We start from the raw sequence: 18,170 nt of genomic DNA on the forward strand, positions 1-18,170 counted from the left end.
GTCCCAGGGGGCAAAATACATTGGAATGATTTTTGTCTTTCGAAGTTATCAAAATCGAATTACGGCAGACTGCTCATAGTCTGACTGTTAATCAAACCTTGCCATTCGGTCAATGCGTACAGAGATTCTTCTCTTTTGAATTCGTCAAACCGAAGCTAGCCTTAGATGAATACCCGGTTTATGGGTACGTGGATGGGAACATTCTCGTAGTTAAGACTTCGTGTGTCTTCATCAGGCTGATCATTACTAAAATATAGCCCATCGACTGATGACCAGGATTTTAACCGTAATAGGTAGTTTCTTTTTAGTAATTCTTGGAGTTTTCAGCAGCCAGGCACTGGCTTATGGCGGATCAGAACCGACGGCCAACCGGGTTGCGGCTCCCAAAATCCCGGAACGTCAGCGCTATCTGGCAATTGTGGTTTTCAACTACGAAACCGACCCTCAGATAGACGATGAACGGATTGAAAATGCGGGTCGTTTGGGCTGTAATGCCGCCGAAATTTCCGTTCACTGGGACCGGATTTATCCAACCCGAAACAGTGCTCCCAACTGGCGCGTAGTCGACTCCCACGTCAGTACGGCTTTGCGGATGGGAATGAAAGTGGCCCTCCGGATTCAACTGGCGCGGGAACCGAAATACGTCGACGGTTTCTGGACCAACAAGGAATCGATGCAGGGCGGTGATAATACCGTGATGAACTTTGGCGGAGCGGTTCAGTTTAGTTTTGCGCATCAGCCGACGCTTGAACTCGCCAAGGATTTTGTTCGGCAGGTTACGCAGCATTTTCAATACCTGCAGCAGCAGGATCAACTTCTCTTTACGTCGGTGACCGCGTCGCCCATTCAGGAAGCCGAATATTCACCCCGGAATGGTCGGGGAGACACCTCATACCCAATTCCGTTCGACTACAGCGACCCGATGAAAACCGGCTTTCGGCAGTGGTTGCAGGGGCGGTTTTCGCTGGAAGCCCTGAACAAACGATGGGGCAGTGATTTCAGCAACTGGGATGCCGTTGCTCCTCCTCCTTACAATCAGAATGATCCGTATATTTCCTTTAACCGCGGAAGGTGGGGCGAAGACTGGTACGTGTTCCGTCACCTGATGCTGAAGCGGTTTCTCGACGAAACCAACCGGACGATTAAGGAAGTAAACGGCGCCATTCAGGTCGTAAACCAACACGGTTGCGTCTGGGACCGCCAGAGTGGTTTACGCGGAACGTTCGCTTTCAAGAACCTGGCTCAAAACGCGGATGGCGTTAAAATTAACGACGGCCCGGACTACAACCACCGGTTTTCGATGGACGTGGTGCGGAGCAACATCAGGGCGGGCGGCTGGGTTTGTAATGAAGTCGACGGGCTGTTCCACAGCAGCGTATCGGTCGGCCGGTTTTATGACCAGGCAGCCGAAAGTTTTGAACACGGCGCTCGCCTGGTTACTCTGGCTAACTTCGGTGGCTGGGATGCCCGCGAAACCCTGAATCAACTGATTCAGCAGATTGTTAACCGGGGTTTGCTGAACCAGCCGGTGACGCAGGTCCAGACCGGAAGCAGCACCAATTATCGGCTGTCGTCGATGGTGAAGGACGATGTTGCCGATCCATCGGGCCGCGCCAGCGATCAGTGGTCGAAAGAATATGTTCAGAATGGCCGTAAACCGGTCAATATCGTCATCAACGAAGACTGGCTGGAAGATAACGCCAATCAGGATCCCCGGGTCCGCCAGACCATTCCCAACCAAACCGCCTACGTAGAAAAACCGTTTGAATTCAGTATTCCTCCTTCCACATTTGAAGATCCGGACGGTTCGATCACCAAAGTTGAAGTGACTTCCGGTTTACCGGCTCTGGGCCTCTCGGCCAATGGCGTATCCATTACCGGAACACCCAACTCCACCGGAACCATTACGGTGACGGTGAGAGCGATCGACAATAAAAATTCGCCGGTAACCACGCAATTCCAGATTAACGTGCTCGGCCAGAACGCCAACCAGGCGCCGATCGTGTCGCAACCCATTTCGGATAAAACCGCCGTTGTGGGGCAGGATTACTCGTTTCGGATTCCAGATGAAACATTCAAAGATCCGGACGGGCGGATTGTCAGTATAAACGTCTCGGATTTGCCGGGCGGTTTATCGTACAAATCCGAAAACCTTACGATCAGCGGTAAACCTACGGCAGAAGGCGTATCGACCATTGGACTGAAGGCTACCGATGACAAAGGAACCAGTGTTTCGACCAGCTTTAAATTAACCATTACCAGACAGGAAGAAGTCAACAAACCGCCCGTCGTCAGCAAAGCCATTCCGGCTCAAAACGCAACCGTAGGTCAGAATTTCAGCTATACCATTCCGGGCGAAACCTTTACCGATCCGGATGGGCAGATTACCAGTCTGGACGTATCGGGTTTGGCGAACGGCCTGAATTACGATGCTGACAACCGGACCATTAAAGGAACGCCTAACGCGGCCGGAACGATCACGGTGAAGGTAAAAGCTAATGATAACAAGGGAGCGAGTGTAACAACCGAGTTTCGGCTGACCATTAATAACTCCACGTCACCCGAACAATTTGCGATTCTGGAACCAACAGTGGATTGCAACACCGGCGAGATTAAATTTCGCACCAGCGGAGGAGACAATACTAAGATTGAATTCAAAGCCGTCGGTATTGCCGATGACTGGACCACTACCAGCACCTTTACCATTGCTCCCTGGCTGCGCAACGGCACAACGTTCGATATTCAGGCCCGACAAAGCGGCAAAGAGATCAAATTTACGTACACCACGCCCTGTAAAGGGTACGAGCCTCCGGTGGTTGACAAACCGATGAGCGATTATACGTATCCGACGGGCCAGTTCTTTATCCTGAAAATTCCACCGGAAACCTTCCGCGCTTCTACTCCGTTAGCAATGGCCGTCAGTGCCTTACCCGAAGGACTTGCCTTTGACAAGGTTACCTGGGCCATATCGGGATCACCAACCAAAGCGGGTACGACCTCGATTACCGTGACGGCAACCGACGAACGGGGCGCGAAGGTTGAGGATGTCTTTCTGATGACCATTCGGGAAAGTGGAACGGCCTTTACCATGCAGGACCCGACCTTCAATTGCCAGACCGGTAAAATTACCCTGCGTACCGATGGTGGCAACGGCAGCCCGATTACCTATTCGATTCAGGGAATTGCCGACTGGACCAGTAACCCAACTTTTACGATCAGTGCCGACAAACTAAACGGAGCGCGACTCACGTTGTTAGCGCGTCAGGGCGATCGGGAAGTCAACTACGTTTATAACACCAATTGCTCGGCCCCGGGCTCCTCCACCCTGGCCGACCAGACTATTATTGTTGGCGAGTCCTATTCCTACACGCTGCCTGATCTGGGTGCCGGTTTTTCGTATAACGTTAGCGGTTTGCCGGACGGGTTGTCGTATAATTCCGGGAACCGCGCGATCTCCGGCATCCCGACGCAAATAGGTTCCAAGACATTGATTATCAAAGCGAATGATAGCAAAGGGAATTCAGTAGGAGAACTTACTTTTAAACTGACCGTTATTGCTAAACCATCGACCAGCGGCAATTTTGAAGGCTATCTGGATTTGGTAAGCTGCCTGAATATAGCGGGTTGGGTGTGGGATCGTGATCGGCCCAACGCGCCTTTGACGGTTGAGTTTCTGGTGGGAAACACCATTGAAACCGCCCGCGTCGTTGGCGCTTACGAGGCCAGTCTGTTCCGGCAGGATCTGAAAGACAATGGCAAAGGAAACGGCAACCACGGCTACCGCTGGGATACGGCCGAAGAGTTGAAGAACAACCAGACGTATTCGATCTGGGGCCGGGTGCAGGGAACTACCTTTCTGCTGAAAGGTTCACCCAAAACGTTGACCTGTAACGGCAATACGACGGGGAATCCCACGAATCCAACCAACCCGACCAATCCGACGACCAACCAGCCGCCGGTTGCCCCAAGCCTGTCGAGTCTATCCGCAACGGTTAACGTAACTTATCTGACAGTTTTACCGGCCTTTACCGATCCGGAAAATGGCGCTATAACCTACACGGTGAGCGGTTTGCCCGCCGGATTGGCTTTCGATCCGGTTAGCCGAGGACTGAGCGGTACGGTTTCGACGGCGGGTAGCTACAAACTGACGTATTCTGCCACCGATAATCAGGGCGCTAAAACCGGTATTGATATCACCCTGAATGTTTCGACTTCGGGAGGCACCACGCCGACTAATCCAACCAATCCAACGAACCCGACAAGCGGCAGCTACGAAGGTTATCTGGATTTGGTAAGCTGTCTGAATGTGGCAGGTTGGGTGTGGGACCAAAACCGCCCCAATACGCCGTTGGTGGTTGAGTTTCTGGTAGGAAATACGCTGGAAACTGCCCGATTAGTTGGAACGAACGAAGCGAGTCTGTTTCGGCAGGATCTGAAAGACAATGGCAAAGGCAACGGCAGCCACGGCTACCGCTGGGATACAGCCGAGGAGTTGAAGAATAACCAAACATATTCAATCTGGGGTCGGGTGCAGGGAACTAACTATCTTTTGAAAGGCTCGCCCAAAACCCTGACCTGCAACGGCAATACGACGGGGAATCCCACAAACCCGACCAACCCAACCAATCCGACAACACCGACGAATCAGCCGCCGGTTGCGCCTACTGTGTCGGCTTTAACGGCGACGGTTAATGTGGCCTACCAAACGACCTTGCCGGTTTTCACCGATCCGGAAAATGGGGCATTAACCTACAGCTTGAGCGGTTTACCAAATGGGCTGAGTTTCGATGCTGCCAGCCGGAACCTGAATGGGACGGTTTCGACGGCGGGTAGCTACAAACTGACATATTCCGCAACGGATAATCAGGGAGCCAAAACCAGCATTGACATTGCCCTGACGGTCAATCCGGCAACGACGACACCGACCAATCCAACGAACCCGACAAGTGGCAGCTATGAAGGCTACCTGGATCTGGTCAGTTGCCTAAATATTTCGGGTTGGGTGTGGGACCAAAACCGCCCCAATACGCCGTTGGTGGTTGAGTTTCTGGTAGGAAATACGCTGGAAACTGCCCGATTAGTTGGAACGAACGAAGCGAGTCTGTTTCGGCAGGATCTGAAAGACAATGGCAAAGGCAACGGCAGCCACGGCTACCGCTGGGATACAGCCGAGGAGTTGAAGAATAACCAAACATATTCAATCTGGGGTCGGGTGCAGGGAACTAACTATCTTTTGAAAGGCTCGCCCAAAACCCTGACCTGCAACGGCAATACGACGGGGAATCCCACAAACCCGACCAACCCAACCAATCCGACAACACCGACGAATCAGCCGCCGGTTGCGCCTACTGTGTCGGCTTTAACGGCGACGGTTAATGTGGCCTACCAAACGACCTTGCCGGTTTTCACCGATCCGGAAAATGGGGCATTAACCTACAGCTTGAGCGGTTTACCAAATGGGCTGAGTTTCGATGCTGCCAGCCGGAACCTGAATGGGACGGTTTCGACGGCGGGTAGCTACAAACTGACATATTCCGCAACGGATAATCAGGGAGCCAAAACCAGCATTGACATTGCCCTGACGGTCAATCCGGCAACGACGACACCGACCAATCCAACGAACCCGACAAGTGGCAGCTATGAAGGCTACCTGGATCTGGTCAGTTGCCTAAATATTTCGGGTTGGGTGTGGGACCAAAACCGCCCCAATACGCCGTTGGTGGTAGAATTCCTGGTAGGAAATACACTGGAAACCGCCCGCTTAGTTGGAACGAACGAAGCGAGTCTGTTTCGGCAGGATCTGAAAGACAATGGCAAAGGCAACGGCAGCCACGGTTATCGCTGGGATACAGCCGAGGAGTTGAAGAATAACCAGACGTATTCAATCTGGGGCCGGGTGCAGGGAACTAACTATCTTTTGAAAGGCTCGCCCAAAACTCTGACCTGCAACGGCAATACGACGGGTAACCCCACGACGCCGACCAACCCAACAACACCGACGAATCAGCCGCCGGTTGCGCCCACTGTGTCGGCTCTAACGGCGACTGCCGACGTGGCCTATCTGGCGGTTTTACCGGCCTTCACCGATCCGGAAAATGGCGCCATAATCTACACGGTGAGCGGTTTGCCCGCCGGTTTGTCTTTCGATCCGGTGAGCCGGGGACTGAGCGGGACGGTTTCGACGGTGGGTAGCTACAAACTGACGTATTCCGCGACGGATAACCAAGGTGCTAAAACCAGTATCGATATTACCTTGACGGTCAATCCGGGAACAACGACACCGACGACGCCCAACACTCCGGTGCTGGTTGTGCTGGCACCCGAGTACGATTGCCAAACCGGTAGAATCACGTTCCGGACCAGCGGAGGGGATAACACCCAGATTGAATACCGGGCCGCCGGAGTAACTGACTGGACGACATCGGCATCGCAAACGGTTCCGCTGACCATGCGGAAGGGCAGTACCTTCGATATTGAAGCGCGTCAAAGCCAGAAAGTGGTGAAATACAGCTACACAACTACCTGCAGCGACGGTAAAAGCCCGATCAGCGATCAGGTCATTACCAAAGGCTTGTTCTACACCTTCACCCTGCCCGATCCGGGTGCCGGGGTTCAGCTTGAGGTAAGCGGTTTGCCGGATGGTATTAATTACAATGCTTCTAACCGAACATCGAGCGGAAAACCGCAAAATGCTGGTGAATATACCGTAACGGTGAAAAGCATGGGTGCGGATCAGAAGAGTAGCAGCATTACGTTCAAATTGACGGTTCGGGATCCCCAACTGACCGTTCAACTGATGAAAGCGGGCAATGCCGCGTCCCGGCAGGTGATTCAGACACTGAATGATAATGGCTCGGTTGGAATCGCCAATTTGCCCGAAAAAGTCAACTTCTTCTGTACATCCAATGTGCCGGTGGGCAGTATTTCATTCGAGCTGACCGGTAGCGCATCCAACAACAATGTTGATAGTCAGGCCCCTTACGGTTTGTTTGGCGACGACGATGGCATTAAACCGCAAACGGGATCGTACGTACTGCGATTGGCGGCTTTTACCGGCGCCAACGGCAGCGGAGAATTAATCGTTACCAAAAACATTCTCTTCTCCTTTGTACCGGGTGGCGGCCGGATTGGCGTTAGTGCTGAAAATGCCGAAACGGCGGGCGAATGGAACGTGTATCCTAACCCGATTCGGGAAGAGATCAACCTGACGATGCCCGACGGCGAATTGAGCCAGCGGGAAAATCCGGCTCCCTACCGGTTTTCACTCTCGTCAGCGACGGGCAATCAGTGGGAATTGCAGGATAATTCCGTCGGCACCAATCAACGCAAGGTGACGCTCGACGTCAAAACGTTGCAACTCCCGACGGGCTTGTATTTCCTCCAGATTCAGGGTGAAAACGGCGTTAAGAAAGTGATCAAAGTGTTGAAACAGTAATTTCTCAGGAGATTATAGATAATAGAAGGTAAAAAAAGACGCTGCCCAAAACCTGGCAGCGTCTTTTTTCTATGGAATGATACCACGGTTTCAGGACTTTATTTCCCGAACAGCAGCGATTCGGCGTCCTGGTGGTAGAGCGTTAATCCGGCGATGGGTGTTTCCAGAATCCGGCGGACCGTCAAGCCTTTGTCGTTTGCAATCTGGCGCAAAATATCGCTGTAATAAAACGCCACCGATCCCACAAAGTGAATCGGGAGCTGGGCCGCATCCGAAAATTTGCGGATGTAAGTATCGAAAAACAGGCTGAAGGCGTCGTGAACAATCTGATAGGCGACGGGGTGGCTGCGGTTATCGAACAGAAATTTGGAAAACGAAGCAAAATACCGGTTTGGGAAGGGCTGTTTATACGCCTGCTCCATGACCGTTATCCGGTCAACTTTGGGATACCGCTTCCGGAATTTTTCCGCCAGTTCAACGGGTAACTGACCGTGCAGAAACCGCACCACCAGCGTCTTGCCCAGATACCCGCCACTGCCTTCGTCGCCCAGCCAGAAACCCAGCGAGCCGCTCAGTTGCGCAATCTCGCGGCCATCGTACAGACAGGCGTTGGAACCGGTGCCCAGAATGCAGGCAATACCGGCCTCGTGGTGGCACAAAGCGCGGGCCGCGCCCAGCAGATCGCTGTTGACCTGCACCTTTTGCGCATCCGGAAAAACCGCCCGAATGGCCGTCTCAACCACTCCGCACGATTCCGTACTATTGCAACCGGTGCCGTAATAAAAAACGTCGGTGACCGTTTCTTTAACGGTTGGTAGCAACGCGGTCTGTAACTCGGCAGCAATGGCGGCACTATCCTGGTAATACGGGTTAAAACCGATGGTTCGGGCCTGGTCGACCTGCCCCCGGCTATCGATGGTTCGCCAATCGGTTTTGGTGGAACCGCTGTCTGCAATCAGTATCATTTTCGGATGGTAATTTGCTGGTTAATTGATTAGTTTTCCGACGGGTTTGAAGCGTTCAAAGACCCATTCACCGTGGGGCGCATCGGGCAGCTCGTCGGTCAGGTCCTGACCGGCCCAGTGTTCATAATGTTTGCCGTTGCGCCAGAGTCGGCTCGGCGAAACATCGTAGATAATACCCTGATAGGCACACCAGATTTCGTCGCGGTCGGAACCGTTGCGAAGCGCCAGTTGCGAACGGGTGTATTCTTTTAGGGTATCGTTTTTACCAATATACATGGACATTTAAACAGTTCAGTCAGCAAAAATGCAACTTTACGGATAAGTTTAGATACGGTTTTCGTAAAAACGCTTAACTTTATCCGCTTACTAATGAACACGATTGGGTCTATAAAATTTTATTTTTTTATGAAAAGAACTACCATGATCGCCTTCGTTGCCGTGTTGGCAATGTTTACGGTTTTAGTCGGTTGCAGTAAAAGCAAGACAACCCCGCTCTCGGATCGGATCAAGAAAAACTGGACGGCGCAAAAAGTGGAGGAAAATAACGTTGTTGTTTACACAAAAGGAGGAACCGGTAATGTTAAACCCGGCTATTCGCAGTATACGCTGGATTTGAGCAACCCGCCCAGCGTGACCATCAAGCAGGTCGACGGTTTTACCTCGACCGGGCAGTATGAATTACAGGGCGATACGAAACTCATTCTGAAAAACCTGAGTCCGGTGCCGACCGATGGCCCAACGATTGAATTCACGATCGGTACCGTCACGGATACTTCCCTGGAAATCACCCGGACTACGACCGACCGGAAAACCGGTGGCACGAGCAACAAATATACGTTGAGCAATCCGTAAGGGGCCGCCGAACGCCTTTTGCCAGATAAATTTCGCCGTTTTCGAACCGAAAGCGGCTTTTTTGCTTTTATATCTCTATGAATACACGTACTGAACTGGATTCGTTGGGTGAAATTGCCCTGATCGATCGCATCAACCGCGCTATTGGCGAACCCACATTGCCCGAAACCGTACGCGGCATTGGCGACGATGCCGCCGTTGTCGACACCGGCGGCCCCGATTACTGGCTCATTTCGACCGATATGCTACTGGAAGGGGTTCATTTCGATCTGGCGTATGCGCCCCTGAAACACCTTGGTTTTAAGGCCGTTGCGGTCAATGTCTCGGATATTGCGGCCATGAACGGAAAACCCCTGCAGATTACGGTCAGCGTCGCGCTCAGCAACCGGTTTTCGGTTGAAGCCGTAGAAGAACTGTACGATGGCATTAAAGCCGCCTGTGAAGCCTACCAGATCGATTTGATTGGGGGCGATACCACTTCGTCGCGCTCGGGTCTGGTTATTTCAGTGACGGTGACGGGACGGGTAGCGAAAGATAAAATAACGTACCGGAATACTGCCCAGCCCAACGATGTCGTCTGTGTAACGGGCGATTTAGGCGCGGCTTTCTGCGGATTGCAGTTGCTTGAACGCGAAAAACAGGTTTTCCTGGCCGATCCGACGATGCAGCCGGAAATCAGTGAAGACAAAGCGTATGTGCTGGAACGCCAGCTTCGGCCTTCCGCCCGCACCGACATTGTTTATGAACTTCAGGATCTTGGTATTGTGCCAACAGCCATGATCGATGTTTCCGACGGACTGGCGTCGGAACTGCTTCACATCTGTAAACAGTCCAAAACCGGGGCAGTTATTTTCGACGAAAACCTCCCGATCGACGACGTCACGTACCTGGCGGCCACGGAATTGAATATCAGCCCCATAACGGCGGCTCTGAACGGCGGGGAAGATTACGAACTGTTGTTTACCGTTCGCCCGCAGGAGTTTGAAAAACTAAAAAACCACGCCCGCATTACGCCCATCGGCTACCTCACCGACAAACCGGAATCCATTCTGCTGGCCACCAAAGCCGGGCAATATACCGATATCAAAGCGCAGGGGTGGAAACACTTTTGAAAGGAAAAAGAGGTAATATCGAATACTGAATATTGAAGAACGAATATCGAAGTTAACGTTCACTATTTTCGATATTCGTTATTCAATATTCAGTATTCGATATTTATCGCTCTAAACAAAGTGCGTTCCGTGATGCTTGGCATCGGCGACGAACTCTTTTACTTTTTGTTCTTCATCCTTGGGGCAGATCATCAGCACACCGTCGAATTCGGCAACGATAAATCCTTCTAATCCGCTGATAACGACCAGCTTGCCTTTGGGGGTTTTGATGATGCTATTGTTCGTGTTGTAAAGAATGTGCGTCCCGTCCGTGACGTTTTCGTTCTGGTCTTTTTCGGACACTTCATACAACGATTTCCACGTTCCCAGATCCGACCAGCCGAAGTCGCTCAGCACGACGTACACGTTCTGGGCTTTTTCCATCACCCCGTTGTCGATGGAGATATTTTTGCAGAGCGAATAGGCTTTCCCGATAAACGCGTGTTCTTTTTCGGTGTAATACCATTCGTTACCCTCGGCAAAGATTTCCGCCGTTTCGGGCATATAGGTTTCAAACGCCTTCCGGATAGCCTGGACATTCCAGACGAAAATCCCGGCATTCCAGACAAATTCACCACTTTCCAGAAACTGCATGGCCAGTTCCAGATGCGGTTTTTCGGTAAACGTTTTTACTTTTTTGATGACGTCTCCGTTTCCATCCTGAATATACTGGATATAGCCGTAACCGGTATCCGGGCGGCTGGGCTGAATACCCAGCGTAACCAGAATATCCTGCTGGGCTGTCGCGGCCAGAGCCGTGCGGATGGTATCCCGGAATTCTTCTTCTTTCAGAATAATGTGATCGGCCGGAGCAACCACGATGTTGGCTTCCGGGTCCTGCTGGGCAATTTTATAGGCTGCGTACGCAATGCAGGGAGCGGTATTCCGGCGAACGGGTTCGCACAAAATCTGATCGTCGCTGAGATAAGGCAATTGTTCTTTGACCAGCGCCTGATATTCCGAACTGGTTACGATATAGATATGCTCTTTGGGGCAAATACCGTCGAAACGATCGGCCGTTTGTTGCAGCAGCGATTTCCCGGTTCCGAGAACATCGTGAAATTGCTTGGGATTGTTGGTTCGACTAAACGGCCAGAAGCGGGTTCCAACTCCACCCGCCATGATAACTACATAAGTATGATCCATACACCTGGTTTCTACTAGAGGATTAACCCTCTAAATTGAGGAAGGGGATTCTAAACTACAAGGAAAGCACCAAAAAGTTAGTTAACACCGGCTTGTAAAATGGATTCCTGACAGTTTATCTACCAAAGTTACTAATTCAGGACGGTACCCGGCGGCACAAAAGGTCACGGTTTTGTTAAATTATTGTTTTCTGGAAGGTAAATTTGCCTCCATCAATTACCGGTCTGATTATTGTACCCTTTTGTACAATCCCGAATTTTTCGACATTCCAATACATTGACAGGCAAGCAGTTGAAAAATAGTTTGTCGATTTAACGGATAAAGTATGTTTATTTTTAGTAAGTATTGTATTTTCCCATAAAAAATAAGCCTCTGGTTGACCGTTAACTCTCCTCAATTATGAATAAGCTATATACGCAGATTATTGGTTCTGTTATATTGTTTCTTTTGGTGACATTAGAATGTTTTGCACAAACAAAAATTAGCGGTAACATCACCGAAAGTGGTACTAAAAAGCCCCTGGTTGGAGTTAGTGTCACGGTGAAAGGCACCGTTGCCGGAACAATTACCGATACCAAAGGCGATTTTGCCTTAACGACCGCCACGCCCGTTCCGCTGACGCTGGTGGTTTCGTCGGTCGGTTTTCAAACCCGGGAAATCGCGGTCCAAAGCCAGTCGGCCCTGGCCATTGAGCTGGCGGAACAGGTCATGCTGGGGCAGGAAGTGGTGGTCTCGGCATCGCGCGTGGAAGAAAGCGTGATGAAATCACCGGTTTCGGTCGAAAAAATGGACACACGAGCCATCCAGTCGTCGCCAGCCGCTACTTTTTACGACGCCCTGCTTAACCTGAAAGGCGTTGATATGAGCACCCAGAGTCTGATGTTTCGGTCGGTGAACGTGCGCGGTTTCAGTGCCAACGGCAATACGCGGGTGGTGCAGTTGATTGACGGGATGGACAATCAGGCGCCGGGGCTTAACTTTTCGGTGGGTAACATTGCCGGTATTTCAGAACTAGACGTCGAAAGTGTTGAATTACTGCCGGGTGCTGCTTCGGCTTTATACGGTCCGAATGCGATCAACGGATTGCTGCTGATGACGAGCAAGAATCCGTTTCAGTACCAGGGGCTGAGTGCTTACGCCAAAACCGGTATCATGTCGGCCAGCAACCGGAGTACGGCCACGACGCCGTTCTACGACGCGGGCATCCGCTACGCCAAAGCGTTCGGTAACCGGCTGGCTTTCAAGGTCAGTGCATCTTACATCAGCGCTGACGACTGGCAGGCGACCGACACCCGCGATCAGAGCTTTGCCAATGGTTTTACGCTCGGAACCGGCAACCGCCAGAATAACCCGGGTTACGACGGACTCAACGTTTATGGCGACGCCAGCGCCAATCTGAATGCGTTTCAAAGTACGGTAGCGCAGCTTCTGCCGCTGCCTCCGGCTCAGATCGCCCTGATTTCGCCGGATCTGGCCCGGATCATTGGGGGCGTCAATCAGCTTTCGGCAGCGACAAAAATTCCGGCTACCCAGATCATCAACGATGTTTTGTTACCCAACGCAACGGTTTCCCGGACGGGTTATACGGAAAACCAACTGGTTAATTACAAGGTCAGTAGCCTGAAACTGAACGGTGCATTGCATTACCGCATCAACGACAACCTGGAGGCTATTCTGCAGGCCAACTGGGGAACGGGAACGACGGGGTACACGGGTCAGGACCGGTACTACATCAAGGGCTTCAGCATTGGCCAGTACAAAGCCGAACTGCGCGGGTCCAACTTTTTTGTAAGAGCCTACACTACCCAGGAACGTTCCGGCGATTCGTTTGCCATCGGCCTTTTAGGGCAGGGTATCAACGAAGCCTGGAAACCGAGTCTGGATGCGAACAATCTGGTGGGTTCGTGGTTTCCGCAATACGCTTTTACGTACGCCGGGGGTGCTTTGCAAACGTTCAGCACGGCCCTGCAGCAGGCGCTGGCAACGAATCCGGCAACTGCCTACCAAACGGCGCTCAATGCCGTCAATGCCGTATCCGGCTCCTTACATACTGCGGCCCGTACAACTGCCGATCAGGGGCGGTTTTTGCCGGGAACCCCGCAGTTTGAACAAGCGATGGCTACGGTTTCCGGCCGCCCATTGCCTGGAACACTGCCGAATCTGGGTGCCAAATTTCTGGACAAAACGAATCTCTACCACGGCGAGTTTATGTACAATTTCAGCAAGCTGATCGATCCGAAAACCGTTGAGCTGCTCGTGGGCGGAAATTACCGGCAATACGCCCTAAATTCTGGAGGAACCATTTTTGCGCTGGATGAAACGAATAAGGAATACAAAATCAATGAATACGGTGGATACGCCCAGGCATCAAAAACAGTCGCCGACGTTCTGAAGCTGACCGGTTCGGTTCGGTACGATAAAAACATGAACTTCAAAGCGCAGTTCAGCCCGCGTTTGTCGGCGGTTTTGACCTTGGCGAAGGTTCACAATTTCCGGGCGTCGTTTCAGCGCGGTTTCCGGATTCCGACCACGCAGGCGCAATACATTGACCTGAATACGCCTACTGCGCATTTGATTGGGGGTTTGCCGGAATTCCGGCAGCGATACAACTTTGCGTTCAATCCGGTTTATACGCTGGAATCGGTACGGGCTTTTGGCGCGGCTTTACAGGGTGGTGCGGCTTTGCCGGTGGCGGCCCAATCGCTGCAGCAATACCAGCCCAAAGAATGGAGTCCGGAGCGGGTGGAGACATACGAAATTGGTTACAAGGGACTTATCTCAAACAAGTTGTTTATCGATGCCTATTATTACTACAACCGGTTTCTGAATTTTGAAGGAGCCGAGGTGGTTGTTCAGGGGGCTCAACCCGCCACAGTTGCGAATCCGGTGTCGTTGCAACAGCTCCTCAGCGGAACGACCCGGACGATCTACAGCTTTTACGTCAATGCGCCCGTTCAGGTCAAAAACCACGGCTGGGCCGTGAGTGCCGATTACCTGCTACCGGGTCATTTTACAATTGGCGGCAACGTGTCATTCAACGACCTGGCCAACAGTGGCTCGTTGCCAAGCGGTTTTGTTACGTTCTTCAATACGCCCAAATACCGCTACAACCTGTCGTTTGGCAACCGGAATATTCGCAACAGCGGTTTTGGCTTCAATATACTTTTCCGGCATCAGGATGGTTTTCTGTGGGAGTCGAGTTTTGCAAACACGGAAGCGACCCTGCGCCAGCAAACCAGAATACCGGCGTTTGGCTCGCTCGATGCGCAGGTGAGCAAACGCATTCCAGGCATTAAATCCGTTCTGAAAGTGGGCGGTACAAATGTGCTGGGTAAATTGTATACCCAGGCCTGGGGCAATCCGAGTGTGGGAGGGATGTACTACGTCTCGCTGACGTTCGATGAATTGATGAATCGCTAGGCGGTTTTTGAAAAACCGCCTATATGAGCCACACGACACAAAGTTGTGAGCTTTTTAGCTGTCTGCAATCCGGATCAGGTCCAGGACACTGTTGATAATCACGGCATTGTCGGGAGTTCGGATGTCTTGCCCGACGACCTGATAGCCCGTGAACAGCAGTTGGGCTTCCGGAAAACGGCTGGCTAACCGATCCACATAAAGCTGCACTTCGTGATTACTCGGCGACGAGGTGATGACGGCAAAAAGATAATCCGGTTTGTGTAGGTCATAAACAAATTCCAGTTCACTCATTGGCAGGCTCTGTCCCAGGTAAATAACCTTGTTTTGCCGCGCCCGAATGACGTAGTTGGCGAACAGTAAACCAATTTCATGCAACTCGCCTTCCGGTAGAAACAGCAGGTATTTTTTTCCCGTTGGACGTTGTTTGTTCATTTGGCCATCGATGGCGACAATGATTTTCTGACGAATCAGATTCGACATAAAATGTTCCTGCGCCGGGCCGATGGAGCCCGTTACCCAAAGTGTACCGATCCGGCTGAGAAAAGGATAGATGATGTAAATCATCGTGTTTTCAAAGCCAAACTGGAGGATATTGGTGTTAATGATTTTTTCAAAGCGCTCTTCGTCCAGATCGATCATCGAAATGGTCAGGGCGTGAATCTGATCGGGATAATTCAGTTTGCGGTCGGAAATGGTGATCACTTCATGCGCCATTTCGCCCGTTGACATTTTAGAAATCTCGGAAATTTTGAAGCCGTGATCTTTCAGCAGGGAAATATTGAGCACCAGTTTCAGATCAACATCATCATACGTTCGGATATTGGTGTCGGTTCGTTTGGGCGAGATAATGTTATAGCGCTGTTCCCAGATCCGAAGCGTGTGGGCTTTAATTCCTGAAAGTTGCTCAAGGTCTTTGATTGAATAGTTACTCATGGGAATTGTATAAGTGATAGTTATCCCAAGCCCCGCGTACTAAAAAACAGACTACCGGCAAACGTTTTATATACCCAAGATCGATCAAACTGAGGTACAAGATACCTAAAGATCAGTAATTAAGATTGCACCCATGCCTAATTTAGAATTGTACTGATTCGACTACCAAAAGGACGGGTTTTAGCCGCTTATAACTATATTTCGTTTAAATTGTTATCGCTGCACCAGGAAAATTATCAAATTGGTCAGGAGAAAAAATAAAAACTGGAGAATAAATAACGGTTTGGCCAGGCGGTTTTGCTTACGAAACGGCAAACCGTACCAGATCGCCAGCAGAACCAGCGAGACAATCCACCAGCCCAGGTAATTCCGGATCGGGACCGGCGCTCCGAACCAGCTCCAGAAATCCAGCCGGATGGCGGCCGGTTCGATCAGTAAGTCCAGCATCACCATCAGCGACGCGGCCAGTATCGTTTTTAAATAAACCGGTACCCGGAAGGTATCGAAAATGACACCGCAGCAATACGTTAGCATCAGCCAGTTGCAGCCGATAACAACCGGAACATCCCAGAGTTTCCACCCCAGCGTTTCGCCGTAGGCATAGTTGCCGAACACAAAACCGGTGTGAACACCCAGTACTTCAATCAGGAAACCGAGCACGACGGCCAGGATACTGTAAAACAGAAAGGACGGTTTCCAGTCGGGATGAAACAGCAGCAGCAGCAAAAGGGAACCCAACAGGTTGTACGGCACCAGGCTCCGGAAGAGCGGAGCTAACGACGGTAGCTGCAAGCCAATAACTCCGGCGATGTAGGCCAGAATCAGAATCGTCAGCACGGGGCGGTAAAATCGATCGGGCATGACGAAAAGCCAGGTGAAAAAGCTGAAATGCGTACAGTAAAGACGTAAAAAAGGCCCTGTCAAAAAACAGGGCCGTTGGGAGGGAGAAAGACGGGTCTCGAACCCGCGACCTCCAGAACCACAATCTGGCGCTCTAACCAACTGAGCTACATCCTCCGTATATGGACTGCAAAGATAAGAAATGAACAATGAATAATGAACAATGAATCTGATTTTTTACGTCAGAATATTCATTGGTCATTATTCATTGTTCATTTATTGTTTTTAAACCGCCTGAGAATACCGGCTATCGGCTCCGGCCCAATCTACCAGATTCCACCAGGCTGCGATGTAATCCGGGCGTTTGTTCTGGTACTTAAGGTAATAAGCATGTTCCCAAACGTCCAGCCCGAGGATCGGTGTACCCTTCACTTCGGCGATGTCCATCAATGGATTATCCTGGTTGGGAGTTGAAGTGATGGCGAGTTGACCATCCGAACTTACGACCAGCCAGGCCCAGCCGGAACCGAAACGGGTTGTGGCAGCTTTGGCAAATTCTTCTTTAAAAGTCGCGAATGAACCAAATTTCTGATTGATGGCTTCCGCCAGTTTACCGGTTGGCTCACCACCGCCGTTGGGCGACAGGATGCCCCAGAAAAAGGTATGATTCCAATGGCCTCCGCCATTATTCCGAACTGCCACCGGATATTTGCTGATATCAGCCACTAATTCTTCGATCGATTTACCTTCCAAATCGGTGCCTTTCACCGCGTTGTTGAGGTTGGTCACGTAGGCAGCATGGTGCTTGTCGTGGTGAATTTCCATCGTCTGCTGATCGATGTGGGGTTCCAGCGCATTGCTCGGATAAGGCAGGGGAGCTAATTCAAAAGCCATATTATGGATCTGTTAAAGTTAGACATACGTTTAAGTTGTCAAACGCGATAACAGCGACTTTTTAATTTATGTTCGTAAGCTCCGAAAAAAAATACTCAGTAAATGCAGACTTTCGTCGGCTAAAACGCCTGTTGTCAGGCGCGTTTTGGGGTGAAGAATAGACGGTTTTACAGATGAAAAACCCCTTTTCGGATCGGGCGCGCCGATAACGATGTGCCCGATCTGCGCCCAGAACAAGGCTCCGGCACACATCACGCAGGGTTCCAGCGTGACGTACAAGGTGCAGTCGGTCAGGTATTTGGAGCCCAGGAATTGGGCCGCAGCCGTCACCGCCAGCAGTTCGGCGTGGGCAGTCACGTCGGTCAGCCGCTCCGTCTGGTTATAGCCTTTGGCAATGATGCGGTTTCGGCAGACGACAACCGCGCCAACCGGAATTTCGCCTTCGTCAAAAGCGTTCCTGGCCTGGTCAAGCGCCATTCCCATGAAGTAATCGTCATCGAACATTCGGCGGATGGGGTTTTGGTACGACAAAAC

General features: G+C 51.3%; 11 protein-coding genes and 1 tRNA gene. 4 read left to right on the forward strand and 8 right to left on the reverse strand.

Translation table 11 applies throughout. The annotated features are described in order from the left end of the window. Nucleotides 1–268: 268 nt before the first annotated feature. Complete coding sequence (locus GJJ30_RS04280) at nt 269–7,435, forward strand: putative Ig domain-containing protein (protein ID WP_154173542.1); 7,167 nt, start codon at nt 269–271, stop codon at nt 7,433–7,435. 98 nt (nt 7,436–7,533) lie between these two features. On the opposite strand, the gene GJJ30_RS04285 is transcribed toward GJJ30_RS04280, so the two are convergent. Then, nucleotides 7,534–8,400 carry an N-acetylglucosamine kinase gene (locus GJJ30_RS04285; protein ID WP_154173544.1) on the reverse strand — a complete coding sequence of 289 codons (867 nt, stop codon included), beginning with the start codon at nt 8,398–8,400 and terminating at the stop codon, nt 7,534–7,536. Nucleotides 8,401–8,421: 21 nt separating this feature from the next. Beyond that, on the reverse strand, nt 8,422–8,682 hold the full coding sequence (locus GJJ30_RS04290; protein WP_229312959.1) for a cytochrome b5 domain-containing protein: 261 nt from the start codon (nt 8,680–8,682) through the stop codon (nt 8,422–8,424). Between the two features lie 123 nt (nt 8,683–8,805). Between GJJ30_RS04290 and GJJ30_RS04295 the strand changes: the two genes are divergently transcribed. Together GJJ30_RS04295 and thiL are read left to right on the forward strand one after the other, a co-directional pair. Next, nucleotides 8,806–9,252, forward strand: a complete 447-nt coding sequence (locus GJJ30_RS04295) for a hypothetical protein (protein ID WP_154173546.1) — start codon at nt 8,806–8,808, stop codon at nt 9,250–9,252. Nucleotides 9,253–9,329: 77 nt separating this feature from the next. After that, complete coding sequence (gene thiL / locus GJJ30_RS04300) at nt 9,330–10,364, forward strand: thiamine-phosphate kinase (RefSeq protein ID WP_154173548.1); 1,035 nt, start codon at nt 9,330–9,332, stop codon at nt 10,362–10,364. Nucleotides 10,365–10,475: 111 nt separating this feature from the next. Here thiL and GJJ30_RS04305 read toward each other — a convergent pair whose 3' ends face one another. Next, nucleotides 10,476–11,549, reverse strand: a complete 1,074-nt coding sequence (locus GJJ30_RS04305) for a mannose-1-phosphate guanylyltransferase (protein WP_154173550.1) — start codon at nt 11,547–11,549, stop codon at nt 10,476–10,478. Between the two features lie 399 nt (nt 11,550–11,948). On the opposite strand from GJJ30_RS04305, the gene GJJ30_RS04310 reads away from it, so the two are divergent. Continuing rightward, nucleotides 11,949–14,969 carry a TonB-dependent receptor gene (locus tag GJJ30_RS04310; RefSeq protein ID WP_154173552.1) on the forward strand — a complete coding sequence of 1,007 codons (3,021 nt, stop codon included), beginning with the start codon at nt 11,949–11,951 and terminating at the stop codon, nt 14,967–14,969. A 54-nt stretch (nt 14,970–15,023) separates the two neighbouring features. On the opposite strand, the gene GJJ30_RS04315 is transcribed toward GJJ30_RS04310, so the two are convergent. From GJJ30_RS04315 to GJJ30_RS04335, 5 genes are all read right to left on the reverse strand, one after another. Next, entirely contained in the window at nt 15,024–15,902 is an 879-nt protein-coding gene (locus GJJ30_RS04315) for a MerR family transcriptional regulator (protein ID WP_154173554.1), read from the reverse strand. A 213-nt stretch (nt 15,903–16,115) separates the two neighbouring features. Then, entirely contained in the window at nt 16,116–16,763 is a 648-nt protein-coding gene (locus GJJ30_RS04320) for a carotenoid biosynthesis protein (protein ID WP_154173556.1), read from the reverse strand. A gap of 81 nt (nt 16,764–16,844) precedes the next feature. Further along, nucleotides 16,845–16,920 (reverse strand) — tRNA-His (locus GJJ30_RS04325). A gap of 107 nt (nt 16,921–17,027) precedes the next feature. Further along, nucleotides 17,028–17,636: a superoxide dismutase gene (locus GJJ30_RS04330; protein WP_154173558.1), complete on the reverse strand. Its 609-nt coding sequence runs from the start codon at nt 17,634–17,636 to the stop codon at nt 17,028–17,030. A 66-nt stretch (nt 17,637–17,702) separates the two neighbouring features. Continuing rightward, nucleotides 17,703–18,140, reverse strand: a complete 438-nt coding sequence (locus tag GJJ30_RS04335; protein ID WP_154174428.1) for a nucleoside deaminase — start codon at nt 18,138–18,140, stop codon at nt 17,703–17,705. Between the last annotated feature and the right edge of the window lie 30 nt (nt 18,141–18,170).

The organism is Larkinella terrae (genome assembly GCF_009668025.1).
Lineage (GTDB): Bacteria > Bacteroidota > Bacteroidia > Cytophagales > Spirosomataceae > Larkinella > Larkinella terrae.

What these genes read in the sequence shown, in the direction of transcription:
- GJJ30_RS04280 (WP_154173542.1), top strand. Translation starts at nt 269, where the DNA reads ATGACCAGGATTTTAACCGTAATAGGTAGTTTCTTTTTAGTAATTCTT.
- GJJ30_RS04285 (WP_154173544.1), bottom strand. Translation starts at nt 8,400, where the DNA reads ATGATACTGATTGCAGACAGCGGTTCCACCAAAACCGATTGGCGAACC.
- GJJ30_RS04290 (WP_229312959.1), bottom strand. Translation starts at nt 8,682, where the DNA reads ATGTCCATGTATATTGGTAAAAACGATACCCTAAAAGAATACACCCGT.
- GJJ30_RS04295 (WP_154173546.1), top strand. Translation starts at nt 8,806, where the DNA reads ATGAAAAGAACTACCATGATCGCCTTCGTTGCCGTGTTGGCAATGTTT.
- thiL (WP_154173548.1), top strand. Translation starts at nt 9,330, where the DNA reads ATGAATACACGTACTGAACTGGATTCGTTGGGTGAAATTGCCCTGATC.
- GJJ30_RS04305 (WP_154173550.1), bottom strand. Translation starts at nt 11,549, where the DNA reads ATGGATCATACTTATGTAGTTATCATGGCGGGTGGAGTTGGAACCCGC.
- GJJ30_RS04310 (WP_154173552.1), top strand. Translation starts at nt 11,949, where the DNA reads ATGAATAAGCTATATACGCAGATTATTGGTTCTGTTATATTGTTTCTT.
- GJJ30_RS04315 (WP_154173554.1), bottom strand. Translation starts at nt 15,902, where the DNA reads ATGAGTAACTATTCAATCAAAGACCTTGAGCAACTTTCAGGAATTAAA.
- GJJ30_RS04320 (WP_154173556.1), bottom strand. Translation starts at nt 16,763, where the DNA reads ATGCCCGATCGATTTTACCGCCCCGTGCTGACGATTCTGATTCTGGCC.
- GJJ30_RS04330 (WP_154173558.1), bottom strand. Translation starts at nt 17,636, where the DNA reads ATGGCTTTTGAATTAGCTCCCCTGCCTTATCCGAGCAATGCGCTGGAA.
- GJJ30_RS04335 (WP_154174428.1), bottom strand. Translation starts at nt 18,140, where the DNA reads ATGTTCGATGACGATTACTTCATGGGAATGGCGCTTGACCAGGCCAGG.